The organism is Methylomonas sp. MED-D (genome assembly GCF_050276835.1).
In the GTDB taxonomy this organism is placed as follows: Bacteria; Pseudomonadota; Gammaproteobacteria; order Methylococcales; family Methylomonadaceae; genus Methylomonas; species Methylomonas koyamae_A.
In genome coordinates, this window is the sequence record NZ_CP189965.1 from 2,958,049 (window position 1) to 2,972,794 (window position 14,746).

At 56.6% G+C, this 14,746-nt stretch carries 10 protein-coding genes and 1 pseudogene; all 11 read right to left on the reverse strand.

The window, feature by feature from the left end:
- Nucleotides 1–2: 2 nt before the first annotated feature.
- The 11 genes and pseudogenes from ACQE3E_RS13085 to ACQE3E_RS13135 all read right to left on the reverse strand — a co-directional run bounded on the left by ACQE3E_RS13085 (nt 3) and on the right by ACQE3E_RS13135 (nt 14,454).
- Nucleotides 3–2,498: a hypothetical protein gene (locus tag ACQE3E_RS13085; RefSeq protein ID WP_427500622.1), complete on the reverse strand. Its 2,496-nt coding sequence runs from the start codon at nt 2,496–2,498 to the stop codon at nt 3–5.
- Nucleotides 2,499–2,689: 191 nt separating this feature from the next.
- The gene (locus tag ACQE3E_RS13090) at nt 2,690–4,213 is read right to left on the reverse strand and encodes a diguanylate cyclase domain-containing protein (protein WP_427500623.1); all 1,524 of its coding nucleotides are present in this window, start codon (nt 4,211–4,213) and stop codon (nt 2,690–2,692) included.
- A gap of 475 nt (nt 4,214–4,688) precedes the next feature.
- Nucleotides 4,689–5,312 (reverse strand): hypothetical protein, encoded by a 624-nt coding sequence (locus ACQE3E_RS13095; protein ID WP_427500624.1) that lies wholly within the window; start codon nt 5,310–5,312, stop codon nt 4,689–4,691.
- Between the two features lie 75 nt (nt 5,313–5,387).
- A complete protein-coding gene (locus ACQE3E_RS13100) occupies nt 5,388–7,253 on the reverse strand; it encodes a sigma-54-dependent Fis family transcriptional regulator (RefSeq protein ID WP_427500625.1) in 1,866 nt (621 codons plus the stop codon).
- Between the two features lie 375 nt (nt 7,254–7,628).
- The gene (locus ACQE3E_RS13105; protein WP_427500626.1) at nt 7,629–8,168 is read right to left on the reverse strand and encodes a hypothetical protein; all 540 of its coding nucleotides are present in this window, start codon (nt 8,166–8,168) and stop codon (nt 7,629–7,631) included.
- Between the two features lie 196 nt (nt 8,169–8,364).
- Entirely contained in the window at nt 8,365–9,129 is a 765-nt protein-coding gene (locus ACQE3E_RS13110) for a hypothetical protein (protein WP_427500627.1), read from the reverse strand.
- A gap of 99 nt (nt 9,130–9,228) precedes the next feature.
- Nucleotides 9,229–9,675, reverse strand: a complete 447-nt coding sequence (locus tag ACQE3E_RS13115; RefSeq protein WP_427500628.1) for a hypothetical protein — start codon at nt 9,673–9,675, stop codon at nt 9,229–9,231.
- Between the two features lie 62 nt (nt 9,676–9,737).
- A pseudogene (locus ACQE3E_RS13120) lies at nt 9,738–10,263 on the reverse strand (REP-associated tyrosine transposase).
- A gap of 91 nt (nt 10,264–10,354) precedes the next feature.
- The gene (locus ACQE3E_RS13125; RefSeq protein ID WP_427500629.1) at nt 10,355–11,338 is read right to left on the reverse strand and encodes an MDR family oxidoreductase; all 984 of its coding nucleotides are present in this window, start codon (nt 11,336–11,338) and stop codon (nt 10,355–10,357) included.
- Nucleotides 11,339–11,454: 116 nt separating this feature from the next.
- Nucleotides 11,455–11,811, reverse strand: a complete 357-nt coding sequence (locus ACQE3E_RS13130) for a hypothetical protein (RefSeq protein ID WP_139306238.1) — start codon at nt 11,809–11,811, stop codon at nt 11,455–11,457.
- A gap of 1,155 nt (nt 11,812–12,966) precedes the next feature.
- The gene (locus ACQE3E_RS13135) at nt 12,967–14,454 is read right to left on the reverse strand and encodes an AAA family ATPase (RefSeq protein ID WP_427500630.1); all 1,488 of its coding nucleotides are present in this window, start codon (nt 14,452–14,454) and stop codon (nt 12,967–12,969) included.
- Nucleotides 14,455–14,746 lie beyond the last annotated feature (292 nt).

Here is a 14,746-nt window from a genome sequence, read left to right on the forward strand (position 1 = left end):
ACTCAATTGAAAGGTAGCGAATATTGCGGGGAGTTCTGGTCGAAGCGATTCACGATGTCGTCGAAACCGACGCCGATCTCAATCTTCAGTTCCTGGGCGACGGCGAATACCGTCACACACCATAGGAAGTCTTGATTCATGAACAAGATCGCCAGGTTTTGCTCATCGCGGCCGTTGCCGTATTGACGCACGATTTGGGCGACGAACTGATCGGGACCGCGCTTGCGCACCAACTCCTCAATTTTCTTTTCGATACGCTTGAACACGGCATCCGGAATGTGGTGGAACAATTCTTCAATCGGATCGTCACTAAGCGGCGGCTGATCAAAATCTTCGATGTCACCCGCCGACGGCAAAAGCTCGACGCCCCCGCTAGCCCGATCAAGCAGGCGCTCGATCAACCCGCCGGTCTTAAGATCATTTTCCGCCCGCGCGTCTTCCAACGCGACTTTCAAACGGTATAAGCTCATGAAATCCAAGTGGCTGGCATCGCCTTGGCATTCGGCCAGCGTCCGGTAATATAGCCAGGCCGGCTTAGGCCAACGGGCATGGCCCGCCTTGGCAGCGTGCTTCAATAGTTCGTAATGGCCGATCGTCTCCAAAGACTGGCACCAAGCCAATAATTCCGCTTCATGTTCCAACAACCATTCCAGCGACTTTTTCAGCGGCGCCTTGATTTTATCCAGAACCTTGAACAACAAGGTGTTGTCGTCCAATTGCTCGTCGTAATAGCCTATCGACGCGATCAAGCGCTGCAATTGCGGGGCGGACAGCAGATAGTCCTTTAGAGGGGGCAGCGCGCGGCTAAGCGCCTGCGTCGGCAGTTCCAACAAACCGGCTTCGATTTGCGCTTGAAAATGCATGTTGATCGGATCGTCATGCAGACTTGCCAAGGTATCGACGATGCGTTGCAAGCCCTGGGTTTTGTCTTCGGCAACCCACAAATAAAAACCGCGCAACAACTCGGCCTGGCGGCGCAGGCTTTTATCGATGGTCAATTGTTCGGCCGCTTGAATTTCCTTCTCCACCAAATGAAACTTCTCGGTTTTCAGCAAGCGCCGGGCATGAGCCATGTGATTGGCGAACAACAAGTGTTTGGCCAAGGTATTGACCGGATCGATCTTCAACAAGGCCTTGGCGTAAGCCGCCGCCTTTTTGAAGGCTTTTCTGGCGGCGGCGGATTTGGCCGCCCGCACCAGTAAATCGGTATCGGCGGGAAAACGTTGCAGACCGCGTTCCAGCCAGTGCGCGTACTGAGCCGGGTCCGGCCGGTGTTCCTGGTAAATCGTCAGAAGGTTCAGGTAGCTTTGTCGGTCGTCGGGATCGTATACCAAGCTGTCGGCCAACATGGCCGCCGCTTCGTCGGGATAGGCCTTGTCGGCCATGTGCCTGAGGATCAACGCGATTTTGCGGTCATTGGCCGGCCGGTCTTTTTTTAGAATATCGATGCAGCGGTCCCAGAAAAAGCCGGCGTCGTAGTCGTTTCCGGCTTGTTCGTGCAACAAGGCCTGCAAACGGTTTTCCTCGAACGAATCCTTGCCGGCAAAGTGTTTGAAGTAGTCCTTCTCGCCGCCCGGATACTCCGCCAGCGCTCCCAGGCAATAGGCTTGCGCGGCATCGTCGCCGAATACGTCGCGATATTGCAGGACCAGATTGAAGCGCGCCTTGGCGTCGGGCTGGCCGTTGAGTTTGACCAGCGCTTCCAATAATTGGCTCTGGCGGGCATTAAGACCTTTGGCCTGAGCAACGATGCGGCGTTGATTGTGCTCCAGCGCCGACACGCTGGCGACGAAATCCGCGCCAGAATGCCGATACGCCACACAAGCCTTAACCAGCGGTTGATAAGGCGATTCGTCGGGAATTTTGGCTAACAGGGCCGAAGCTGGTTCGAAATCCGCGCCCTCCAGCAGTTGCGCTTTCAGCAAGCTGCGCAAATCGCGAAACGCCGAACGAAACGGCAATGGTTTCAAGGCCTGCTCGCAGCCCTCTCGCTCGCCGTTGCGATACGCCGCCAGCGCTTCGCTGACCCATTGCCAATGCTTGAGCAATGCGCAATCGTGGGGCAAATGCGGCACCAACTCCGTATCCCCGGAGACCAGTAGCATCCCCAGATATGCCGAAAGCACCGGAAACTCTTCGTCCAACTGCCGAGCATTCAACCCATCCAATAGGGCGTAGGCCTTGCGCTGGTTTTTGCCGGCCAACAGCCACAATACATAAACGTCTTGCGCTTGCGGCGGCGCGTCAGCATGAGCGGCATAATTTTCCCAAAGTACGCAAGCTTCCTTGAACATGGCCTTGGCCGCCATCCCCCAAGCCCGTTGCAAATAGCAATCGGCCAAATAGCGTTTGGTCTCGGCATCGCCCGACTGTTTCAACAACTCCTTGAACAGATCGCCGGCTTCCTTGTAGCGTCCCTCGGCATAGTGCGCCCTGGCTTTTTCCGACAGGGTCGACTCGGCAATCGCGGCGGAAATTTTCTGGATAATTTTTTTCATGGCGGCGCCGTCAATGGCCAGTACGTGAAGAGCCGCATTATAAAGCAGTTCAAACCCGGTCGACCGTTCGCGCGTTTTGCCGCACCGAAGCCTCCAACCCGGCGCGGCAAGAATCGCTCAGTCCCGATCGCCAACCGCCGACCGCGCGAGCGAACGCTTACTGCTCACGCGTGGCTGCCTCGGATCCCGCGTCAGACATTGACGTCGCGCAGATTCGCTTGATAGGTGCGCACCCGGTTGCGGCCTTCGGCTTTGGCGTAATACATCGCCAAATCCGCGCAATCCACCAAACGCTGCGCGTTGTCGGCATGGTCAGGGTAGATCGCCACGCCGATGCTGGCGGAAATTTCCAGCGTCAAACCGTCGATTTCGAACGGCACACTCATTTCATGGCGGATTTTTTCGGCGATCTCCAACGCGTTCCGCTCGGTCTTGATCGCCGGCAGCAGCACGACGAACTCGTCGCCGCCGAGCCGGGCCGGCGAGTCCGACTTGCGCAAACACCGGTAGAGCCGTTCGGCGACGAGTTTCAGCAACTTATCGCCAACGCCGTGGCCGTAGGTGTCGTTGACCGGTTTGAAGCGATCCAGATCGACAAACATCAGGGCCAGCCGGCTCCGCTCCCGTTCGGCGCTAGCGATGGCGTGTTGCACTCGATCGCGGAATAGCGAACGGTTGGGCAAGCCGGTCAGCGCATCGTGGTAGGCCAAATGCTGGTTTCTGTCCTCGGCGATCTTGCGGTCGGTAATATCGTAAAACCAGATCAATAACGCCGGCTTGCCCTGATATTCCACCGGAAAATACGACGCCAGCGTCCATTTAACCCAAGCGCTGCCGCGCGGGGCATGCAACTCCACCAGTTGATTGGTGACCTGTTCGCCATTGCCCAGGCGCTCCAACACCGCCGCGTACGCATCTGGACTAGCGTAATAACTGGCGGTAAACGCGCCGATAGCCCGCTCCGGGGTGGTATCGATCAATAAGGCATAACTATTATTGGCAAACATCACCCGACCGTTGGCGGTGTCCTCGATGCAAGTCGCGACCGGACTGCTCTCCAGCATCTGCCGAAAGCGCTGCTCGTTGTCGGTCGCCTGCATCCGCAAGCGAAAGTTTTCCGCCAGCTGCCGACTCGATTGCCGAGAACTGGCTAACAGGAAAAACAGGAACAAGGTTTCCATCGCACTCATGCCCTGCGAAATGGCATCGCGCTGCATTGCCAGAAACACGATTTGCGGCACCAACACCGTCAATAAAAATCCGACCACCGAAAAGCTATCGACCGCCAACGTGGCGGCGGCACCGGCGCATAAGCCGCCCAACGCGAAGGACACGTAAATTTCATGGCTGATGTCGCCAACCGGCGCCAGCAGCAAACCGCCGACGCCCCAGACCATACCGGCGGCGATCGTACCGAACCGAAACCAGAACAACCAAGCTTCGACGCCGGCCGGGTCGATACCGGCATCGGGCCGGCGCCGCCACACCAACAGCAGTAAGGTTCTGGCCAGCAACACGGCGGCCAACACCGCAAACCAGTCGAACAACCGGGCATTGCGGATTTCCGTCGCCAATACCGCCGCCAATATACAGGCCAGCAAACCGCTGATGGTCAGCGAGAACGGCAGATTCTCGAACAACAGTCTCACCCGTTCGCGTCGTTCGGCGGCAACGGCGGAACGCGATACACCGGTCGACGCCGACAGACTAGCCATTGGCAAGTCCGCGCCGTTTCCCCCCCATGGCTGACTGCGCTTATCCACGGTGACGCTCCCCTGAGTCTAATGCGGATACGAAGGTCTTGGTTCGAGCGCCGCCCCGCGACGCCGGGCCAATGGCCCGAAATCGACGATGGCGAGCCGCGGCGGTTAGTCTAGCTTGTTCACCCGGCGCGGACGCTCGGCATCCGCCCGGCTGATGACGTGGACCTACGGCGGAGCCGGCTCACGATCAGAACACGCTGGCTTAAGCCTCCAGCACGCTTTTTTCATGTCCGAGCGCTTTCGATCGCGGCTGAAGCCGTTCCTACGCCCAGCTATCCATTTTCCGCGACGAAAATCTTTTCATGACCGTTAGTTTGGTACAACTTGCCGGAATGTAAACGTCGCCGACCGGAAATGCGCCGGGGCGGACTGAAACAACCGCCAGCACTGGGGCCGTCGCCGAGCCGCAAGCCTTGACGGCCGACAATCAACGCCGGCGAATCGTCAAATCGCCGATCGTAACACCGATGTCGAAGCCGCGCCCCTTGCCGATCAGTGCCAACGAAATTTCGCCGCGAGTCAGAATTTGCCGGTCTATCGAATTGATAAAACCGAAATGGTTGCCCAACGAAATGTAGTTACCGTAGATTTCCTTGATGTCCTTGACGTCGGTGAAATGGCCTTCGCCTTCGATATCGGACTTGCCGATCGTAAAGCCGATGCTTTTCGAGGACAGCGCCACTTGCGCCTTCTGGCCGTTGCGGCAGGTGACTTCGCCCAGGCCGTCGTACTGCTTGTAGCCCAGCGAGAAGCCGGATAAATGGTAGGTCATGCTGCAGGTGCTGTATTTCTGCTTGCCGAACTGATCGGTAAAGCTGAAAGCCGGCGGCGTTTGGCTCGGCGTCGGCTCGGTCGGCGCTACCGGTGCCGGTTCCGGTGCGGCATCGGTGGTGGCGGGCGTCTCGGCCGGTTCCGACGCATCAGTCGGCTGCACTTGAGTGATCGGCGCTTGATCGAACGGGTGGGTAGTCAATTCGGCTCGGGCCGGTCCCGCTAACGGAGCGACGGCCGAAGCGGCGATGGCGAAAAACGTTAATTTGGCTGGTTTCATGATTCCTGTCGTACTGTGCAAAAGCGGCGCGCGTCGGCGCCGAACCCTATTTCAACCCGCCAGACCGGCGAAAGTTCATTGGGTAATCCCCAGTTTCTTCATCCGGTAGCGCAAAGTGCTGGGCTTCATGTCCAACTTGGCGGCGGCGCCGTTGGGGCCTTCGACCACCCAGCCGGTTTGCTCCAACGTGGCGACGATGTGTTCGCGGGTCACTTCGCTCAAGGTCGCCGGCGCGCCGAGCGGTTCGCTCGACACTTGCGGCAGCAACTCCGGCGCGATGTCCAACCAAGGCCCGTCGGCTAGAATCGTTGCCCGCTCGATGACGTTCTCCAACTCGCGGATATTGCCGGGCCACGGGTAGGCCAGCAAGCGCTGCAACGCGGGCGGTTGGATGCCGTCTATGCGCCTGCCCAACTTGGCGGCGAACTTGCCGGCCATGAAGGTCGCCAGGGCCGGAATGTCGCTAGCGCGCTCGCGCAACGGCGGAGTTTGCAGCGGAAACACGTTCAGCCGATAAAACAAATCTTCCCGAAACCGCTTTTCGGTAACTTCCCGGCGCAAATCGCGGTTGGTCGCCGCGATAATCCGCACGTCGACCTTGATCGGCTTCTGGCCGCCGACCCGCTCGAACTCGCGTTCCTGAAGTACCCGCAGCAGCTTGACCTGCGTTTCGGCCGAGATTTCGCCGATTTCGTCGAGAAACAAGCTGCCGCCGTCGGCCAACTCGAAGCGGCCGACCCGCTTGTGCAAGGCGCCGGTAAAGGCGCCCTTTTCGTGGCCGAACAATTCGCTTTCGATCAGCCCGGCCGGCAAGGCCGCGCAATTGACCTTAATCAACGGCTGTTCCCGGCGCGGACTGGCCGAATGGATCGCGCGGGCGATCAATTCCTTGCCGGTGCCGGATTCGCCTTGAATCAGCACCGACGCGTCGGTCGCCGCCACCTTGCGTACTTGTTGCAGCAAGGCCCGCAGCGGCGGGCTGTCGCCGACGATCAAATCGAAATCGTGGTCGGCCTTGATCTCGTCCTGCAAATAACGGTTTTGCGCCTGCAATTTGGCCTGGCGCCGTTCCATCAGCACTTGCTCGGTAATATCGACGAACATAGTTCGAGTAAACAAGCCGCCGGCGTCCGGCCGCGACCACCATTGAATCCAGATCGGCCGGCCGTCGTCGTAGCGGCGCAGTTCCAACACCACACCAGCGCTATCGCCGCCCCGACCTATCCCGGCGAATGCTTCTTCAACTCGGCGCTGAGCCTCGGGCAAGGCCGGTACCAGGGAACGGCCGACGAAACCCGGCACCAACGCCGCCGGCACGCCGAGTATCCGCAGCGCGGTGCGGTTGGCGCGCAAAAAACGCGATTGCAGGTCTTCGTGCACGTAGGCGATCGGCGCCTCGTCGAACAAATCGCGAAAGCGCTGTTCGCTTTGCATTAGCTGTTCGGCCGCGCGCAACCTACTCAATTCGGCGGCGGCGCGGGCCGCGAAAATTTGAAAGGTGTACAACAGCCTGGGTTGCTCGGGCATGGCCCGACCATCGAATACCGCCAGATGGCCGAGAATTTCGCTGGAGGCCTGGTCGCGCAACGGCACGCCCAGATAACTTTCCACGTCCGGCTCTGCCGGAAAGCGCTGCGACACGCCGGACGGATAATGGCACAAGCGGCCGCTCAACACGTCCTCGCACGGCGTGCCGGGCAAGTCCCACTCAACGTCCTCCAACCAAGCGGCGTCTTGCCAGAACGCCAAAGCCCGCACCCGCCGCCGGTCCGGTAAAAATTCCGCGACAAACGCCCCGGCCACGCCGGTGGCCCGGCTCAAATTGCGCACCAAAGACCGGAAAAACTCGCCGCCAGCCTGATGGGCGGTCCCTTCGACAATGGCGCGCAGCACCTCCAGTTCTTCAAGGTCCGGCGTCGTAAGCGGTGGAATCTCGGTCATCGGCAATTTTGTAACGGAAACAACGGCCCATGTTACGCCGCCGCGACGGAATCCGCCAAATCCGATGCCGGTTTGCTTGGATTTAGACTTTGCCGGGCCCAGGCAAGCAGCGGCGAACCGGCAAGCACCCAAAGCGGATTTCGGCTGGCCGGGTTTGTGAGTGCGGGTTAACGCCGATCGGATAGGCCCAGGCCGGCGCCGCGCTCGGGCTTTAGTGGCTGCGGCTGGATGGATAAGCGCCGGATGTATTTAAGGTTGCGCGCCAACAGCGAGTCTTGCATACGATCTTGCGTAACCTTGATGCAGTGAAACGAAGTCGAGGTATTGATGGCTTCAATTGTCCTGGATTCCGCTACGCTTCATCCAGGCTACTCGCTAGCCGGCGAGAAGCGTCGCCACTACGCCAACTAGAAGCGCAATCAGCCAGAACCAGAACGGCTGATTGTTGAAAAGGGCGTTCAGCCTCGGTCTTGGTTTGTACATGCTCAGTTCCGCTGCTACACGCCGCGATATGAAGTCCTCCGTTGCAGCGCGCTCGGGAGTTGAGTTTCGTGGCTCGACTTCCTTTGAAACGCTTTTTGCTCTGAGCCTTCGATCTATCAGTTCCATTCGGTCATACGCTTTCCGCGCGAGGGACTTGAGTAAGCCCTCCAATTCCGGCAGAACTTGCCGGGCATCCTGAGACTTGTCGGCACAGAGCTGTAGCGCCTCCTTGATAGTCCGGTCGGTGATGTCCTCCAGGAAGGGTTCAATGTAGCGTCCCCAGAAGACTTGTCTTGGTGAGCCATCGAACTCTAGGCCCTGGTACGAGATGACCTTGCCGTAGAAGTCCTGAACCTTGAAAGGAGGTCCTGCCGTCATAAACATCCAGGGCGTGATCTGCTCGCAATCTAGGCGAATCCAAGCGTCTGCCACTGACTTCTCTAGGATTGGAAAGAGCGGGGACAGTATTGGTTGATGATACCTAACGATAAAGCTCACCGACGAAGCGTAGCGGAGTTCGGTGCAGCGCCATGTTAGGCATTCCTTGATACAACACGGTAGTTTGATGGAATTTGTAGTATTTCATTGGTTTGAACTTCAATGATGTTCAACTGGTAGCCGATTTCGCTCATTTCACCCAAAGGAACTTCGATAAAGTCGAAGTTTCCATCGCTTTTTGGCTCTGGTCCATAACCCCAGTATCTATGTAACATTCTAAACTCAGACTCAATTTTGTATTTTTTAATAAAAAGAATGCACACAAAGGAGAGATTCCTGTGAGGATAAACTCCCTTTTATATTTTTCTCGTATTATTGTGGTCAGTTCAGATAGAAGTGCTAGAGGCTCCCCGTCTTTTCTGGGATAGACGATCCTACGAAAATCTGGATTTGATGCGCTAACTTCAATTTTTAAGCGAACACCATCAATAGCCGCAAAGTTTCTCCAGAAGTATTCTTCCTGTTCAGTTGTTCCTGTGGTAGTGGTAAATGACGAATAAAAAGTATTGGGCATTATCAAGGTTTTATATTTCTCCTGTCCATGTTCATCCTTTTCTAAATATCCATTGAGCGAGTGCGCTTCACAAAAAGCAGAAATTTCGTTATCGGTATATCTTTTTAGAATTGTATATAGCCTTATCTTTCCTGAATTAAGAATTGATTCAGCTTTGTCCTTGGATGTGTAGTGAAATACCGTTGCGTTCTCAACGCTGGGCCATATTTTATTAATGATTGACGAAGACAAGCGTTCGCCTTGCTTTACATTATCTGAAACAGTGCTATCTGTGACGGTTATATCTTCAAGTAATATTGGGCTTATCGAATGTTTTTCTAGTATGGAGTTAATATCTACCAATAACCATTGTAACATCTGAATTTGTTCTAGCGCATTCATTTAGTTGCCACTGACTGCCTAACGTAGAGCTAACCGGGCGCGGCACGGAAAGCTTAAAAATAAAACCTCATTATAACCGTGCTCCGGTTGAGCGCCATGTTAGGTGCCAATTTTACACACCTCAACAATGACTGCCTTGGGGATGATGCTGTAGTTACTAGCCACAAGAATAACTTCATCATCTTCTGGAACGCTGGGTATATTAACCAGCTCAGCAACTACATGCGAAGCTACGCCGTGCTCAGCTAGCCGAGAGCGATCTATGACATAGATATAACCGCCTTGCAGGCTACCAGCATGAGTGGCATAGAACATTGCCCTTTCAATGTGCGGAGTTGTTGAAACCCCAGAGGTTGGGTAACCGGCCTGATGAAGCTGATGCTCAATTACACCATTAACATCTGACTCTCCCCATCTGGAATTGCCCCAGGCAGCCCGCCCCCACTTAGGCTTTCTTGCAAAGGGTGCGAGCTCTTTAGGACGAAGCTCACCATTGAGCTTTTCATAAAACTCGATGCTTACGCCTCTGTACAAAAATTCAGCCATCTATCTCTTGGCCCCAAAGACCGTAAGCCGCAATAACCAACGGGCATTGATCCATATTACTTTTATTGTTCGAACTCATATAAATCGCAGTCGGTACCTGCCCAATTTAATGGATAAACGCCCCGTTTCACCCAGCGGTGAAAGGTTGAATAGGGCCAATCTTTAACTTGTTTTACCCAGCCATGTTTCACCGGATTGAAGTGAATATAATTAGATGAGCCTGAAAATCGGCTTCATCCCGTATCAGGTGTTCCCAATAGCACCGCAGCCATATCCCGCGTTCGCTCTCTTTATTCTCACCGCCGATCTTCGCTCGATTTTCGGCAAGGCTTTTGAAAATCCAATTTTTGTTAAACTTAGCCGTGTAGCATAATCCGAATCGTTTGCCGGTAATTCTATAACGCAGTGCATATGTTCGGGTAAAACGACCCAACCGTGAATTTCAAACGGATGGTTTGCTTTCACGATCTTGACCGATTCTCGTAGCGTTTGAACATGGCGAACCGACAAATCGTTGCCTTTCCTTTGCAATAAGTTGATAGTAAAGAAATAGGTTCCACCAGGATGCCAAATTCGACGGTAATCCATTTGTTTATTATCAATTCTGTGTATCAAATACGGCGCAATGCCCGCTGGTTATTGCGCCCTACGCGGGTCGTTAGGCGTAGCGGCATTGTGGCTAGCCGTTTACGTCCACGACCACACGTCCCCGAACCTCACCATTGAGAAGCTGCCCAGCGAGGGGCATCACTTCGCTCAGGCCGACTTCTTTGCTGATCGCGGTCAGCTTCGAGATATCGAGATCGCTCCCTAAGCGTCGCCATGCTTCCAGTCGCTCACGCCGGGGACACATCACGCTGTCAATGCCTGCCAGCGTCACGCCACGCAGGATGAATGGCGCGACGGTGGCCGGAAAATCCATGCCGCCCGCCAGCCCACAGGCCGTGACGACGCCTCGGTATTTGGTGGTCGCGCAGACATTCGCGAGCGTGTGGCTACCCACAACATCCACCGCACCGGCCCATCGCTCCTTGCCCAGGGGTTTGCCGGGTGCCGCGAACATCGCCCGGTCCAGCACCTCCACCGCGCCCAAGCTCTTGAGGTAATCCGCTTCCGATGGTCTGCCACTCTCGGCGACGACATTGAAGCCAAGCCGACTCAGAATCGCCATGGCTATGCTCCCCACGCCGCCGGCCGCACCGGTCACGAGAATCTCTCCGTGCGCGGGGGTGACGCCGTGCCGCTCCAGCGTCAGCACGCAAAGCATCGCGGTGTAACCTGCGGTGCCGATTGCCATCGCCTGTTGCGGCGTGAACTGTTCCGGCAGCGGCACGAGCCAGTTGCCGTTCATGCGCGCCTTCTGCGCGAGGCCGCCCCAGTGCGTTTCGCCTACTCCCCAGCCATTCAGAATCACCGCCTCGCCGGTTTTGTAATCGGGATGAGTCGAGTGCTCCACCGTCCCGGCCAGATCAATGCCGGGCACCATCGGAAACTTGCGTACCACCGGCCCCTTGCCCGTGATGGCCAGCGCATCCTTGTAGTTGAGTGTCGAATGGCTCACCCGCACCGTCACATCGCCCTCGGGCAATCCTGCTTCGTCGAGGTCGGTCAGAGAGGCGCGGTAGCCTGCTTCGTCTTTTTCAATCAAGATGCCTTTGAACATGGGTTTTGTGTTTCTTTGTTAAATGCTGGATGAACCGCCAGCTAGCGACGCCTAACGCCCAGCTAAGGGGCGCGTAGCGAAGCGGAGCGTCACCTTGAGCGCCGGGTTAGCAATTTTTACAGTTCGCTGGTACATAAGAGTTGCTCGGTAATTTCACAGTGCAGAATCACATGATCAGGCGAATAGCCAATTCCGCCATCCGACCACTCCAGCTCCCTGCTGTCATACGAAACTTTAATTCCATAGGCATACAACGGGTCTCCTATCAGCCACGCAAAAAACTCTAGCTCACTTTCCCCATTAAAGTGAAAGAAGCCCTGTTCGTCAGTGATTGTTTCCTTGAACTGCTCACAATTTTCAGGAACAAGCCCTTTGGCACAAAATTGAATGCGTGTACCACTCAATGGCGATCCACGGGAGTTTAATGTGCCATTTAGCTCTGGTTTAAGCTGACGTATGTGCGGTAATGGCATACAGCCCTCTAATAGAAATAGAGTAGTCAGGAATAAGAAAATTGAGCGCAACAACATGAGATTGCTAACTAGTAATTAGATGGTTCCGTATATCTACCGAAAATGATCTTCGACGGACCACCTCGTTGATTCGCTATGAATTTTCTCGTCCGTATATCACCTATAGCCGCTTGCTTGCCCGTTTACCATCAAAGCGCGGCCATTGAATCAGTTTAGCCGGCAGACCGCAATAAGCTGCAATCAGCCATCCCGCGATGCCTATTTATCGGCATCGATGGCCTTTCGCGCGCGGCCGGCTTAACTGGCGCAATCAGCGCCGGAAAGCCGGCGGCTAAAACCCCGCCAGCACCGAGTAAGCTCCCGACTAAGGTTTGGGTCAACCGAATTAATCGGGGCGATTTCAAACTCCCAGGCCAACACCGACCGAAACGGTTGATCGTTATTCAACATGTCCTAATGCTAGCCAGGCTCTGAAAGCCCCAACGTCCAAAATCCGCGATGCGGCTACCGAAATCGCGCGGTAAAGTCCCCTAGCAATGGGGTAGCTCCCCCGAACCTTTCCGGCGCGCGTTTCCAACGCAGGGGGCAAAGCGCTGCAAGCCTCGGCCGGCGTGGCTTACAGCGATTCGGGTTTCACGGAACGGCTGAAGCACGTGTTTCCACTGCGGAAACATGACACGGAAGTCTGGAAACACGTCATGGAACGCTGGAAGCACAACACGGAAGCGTGGAAGCACGTCACGGAACGCTGGAAGCACGTCACGGAAGCGTGGAAGCACGTCACGGAACGCTGGAAACACGCGATGCCAAGACCGATGCGCGTCCATCGGTTTTCGGATGATTCACCTGGCGCTTAAACACCGTTCGCCCTGCGCAAAGCAAGCCCCCTTCGGGCGCATGGCGTTACCAAGAAACAGTCCCTGTTTGACGCGATTTTTAGTTTGTTTGCCCTGTTGTAAGCAGTTGATTGTTGTAAGCATAAAAAGCTGTTTCATGAGCGCTTGTCGAAGGGTGCATCAGTGAACTTCGGCGAGCTCGGCCCGAACTGAATACCGCCCGCACAGCGCCGATTTCAAGCCCTCGGGCGATCCGACCGGCTGCGATACGAGTCGGCGCCGCGGTCAGACCCGCTCGGCCCGCGATGACCGGCTGGTATCAGCCGTCGATAGGGCTTTGGCGGGCAATGGTTAGTTGCTGCTCTCGGGCGTGTTCGATGGCGGTCAACAATGCTTCGCGCCGCGAGGTGAGTTGCCGCATTTGCTGGGACAACGAGGCGAATTCGGTTTGCAAGGCCTGTTCTTGACCAGCCATCGCCGCCAGCGCCTCGGCGGTGGATTCCAGCAACAACTCGCTTTGACTTTGGTAAGGCTTGTTGAAACGCGCTTGAAACGCCGCGCGCATGCGTATCGCCAACGCCTCGAAGCGTTCCTCGGTGAAGTCGTCGCGGCCTATCGTGGCGGATAGTTCCTGTTCGAGATCGATTACGTCGCTTGCGTGCGCCTGTCGGTAAGCGTCGCGCAATTGGCGAATCAGGCCGCGCAATTGATCCTCGGCGCCGCCGGTTTGCGCAACCAGCCGGGCAGCGTTGCTTTCCAAGCCGAACATCGGCTCGCGGTAACGGGCGGTGTACAGCGCTTCCAGGGTCGTTACTAATTCGATCAGGCGGGGAGCGGCGTGGTTTTCAGTTTCCAGCCAGCGAAAAAACAGTTGCTTGAAGGCTTGCGGAAACTCGCCGTGGCGCTCGACGAATTCGGCGATGCCGCGCAATAAGGCCGCTTCGGCCTGTTCGCGATCGCCAAGCTTGGAGTTGGCGGGCTCGGCGGGCACAGCAAATCCGATCGCATCCGCCGGGACCTGGCTTTCCATCAAGGCCCCGCGCCAATAATCGCTTAATCCGGTTTGCGGCGACTCGCCGCCGATGCATTTGACGATGTTGTCGGCCAGCGCGGTCAGACAGCGGCTGGCCGGCGACTGGCTGATGAGTTCGACAATCGGCGATTGCAGCGTCACCGAACGCGGCAGGTTTTCGTCGCGCGCGACGTAGCCGCCATAGTCCGCGCGCAAGCTCAGGTATTTTTCGACCACGGCGGCGAAGCGCCGATAGGTTTCCATCGCGGCGGCGTAGTCGGCGGCTTGATTGACGATCACTTTCAACTGGCCGGGGTAATGCCTGGCGTTCAACAGTTTCAGCAGGGAAAAGGCATCGGTCAGCGAGGTCGGCTCGGCGGTGATCACCAAAAACGCCGTTGGGGCGGCCTCGACGAATTGCAAGACAGGTTCGGCGACGCCAGCGGCGGAATCGATCAGAATGTAGTCGTACCGGCTTTCCAGGGCCGTCAAGGCGTCCAACAGCCTGCGCGCTTCGCCGGCGCCGAGATTCGCGCAGGCGGCGATGCCGGACGCCCCCGGCACCACGGCGATGCCGCCGGCGGTCGTGACGACCACCTCGTTGATGGTTTTTTCGCCGCGCAGCACGTGTTCCAGCGTAAACTCGGGACGTAGGCCCAACACAATATTGATGTTGGCAAGTCCGGTATCGGCATCGAATATGCAGACCTTGGCGCCGCGCGACGCCATCGCCGCCGCGATGTTGGCGGTCAAACACGTCTTACCCACGCCGCCCTTACCGCTGGTAAACGTCATGACATGCGCCTGCCGCGCCGGCTCCGCGCGCGAGTATTCCACCATGGCTCACCCTTCCTTTCGTTGATAGAGATTAAACCGTTAAGGCCGATGAACATTATGCCTAAATCGGTCGGGCGATGCCGTTAAGTTTGACGCTTGCTAACGTCCCCAAGCGGCACGAACCATCCGCCCCGCGCAAGTTATCCTCCGGCTGATGAGCATACGAGTCGGCCCCGCGCGGACTATCCGTCGGCTAAGCGACACGAGTCGGCCCCGCGCGGACTTTCCGTCGGCTGAGCACACGAGTCGG

Excerpts from the sequence above, each read along its gene's own strand:
- ACQE3E_RS13135 (WP_427500630.1), bottom strand. The coding sequence starts at position 14,454 with ATGACGTTTACCAGCGGTAAGGGCGGCGTGGGTAAGACGTGTTTGACC.
- ACQE3E_RS13085 (WP_427500622.1), bottom strand. The coding sequence starts at position 2,498 with ATGAAAAAAATTATCCAGAAAATTTCCGCCGCGATTGCCGAGTCGACC.
- ACQE3E_RS13100 (WP_427500625.1), bottom strand. The coding sequence starts at position 7,253 with ATGACCGAGATTCCACCGCTTACGACGCCGGACCTTGAAGAACTGGAG.
- ACQE3E_RS13125 (WP_427500629.1), bottom strand. The coding sequence starts at position 11,338 with ATGTTCAAAGGCATCTTGATTGAAAAAGACGAAGCAGGCTACCGCGCC.
- ACQE3E_RS13130 (WP_139306238.1), bottom strand. The coding sequence starts at position 11,811 with ATGCCATTACCGCACATACGTCAGCTTAAACCAGAGCTAAATGGCACA.
- ACQE3E_RS13115 (WP_427500628.1), bottom strand. The coding sequence starts at position 9,675 with ATGGCTGAATTTTTGTACAGAGGCGTAAGCATCGAGTTTTATGAAAAG.
- ACQE3E_RS13090 (WP_427500623.1), bottom strand. The coding sequence starts at position 4,213 with ATGGCTAGTCTGTCGGCGTCGACCGGTGTATCGCGTTCCGCCGTTGCC.
- ACQE3E_RS13095 (WP_427500624.1), bottom strand. The coding sequence starts at position 5,312 with ATGAAACCAGCCAAATTAACGTTTTTCGCCATCGCCGCTTCGGCCGTC.
- ACQE3E_RS13110 (WP_427500627.1), bottom strand. The coding sequence starts at position 9,129 with ATGAATGCGCTAGAACAAATTCAGATGTTACAATGGTTATTGGTAGAT.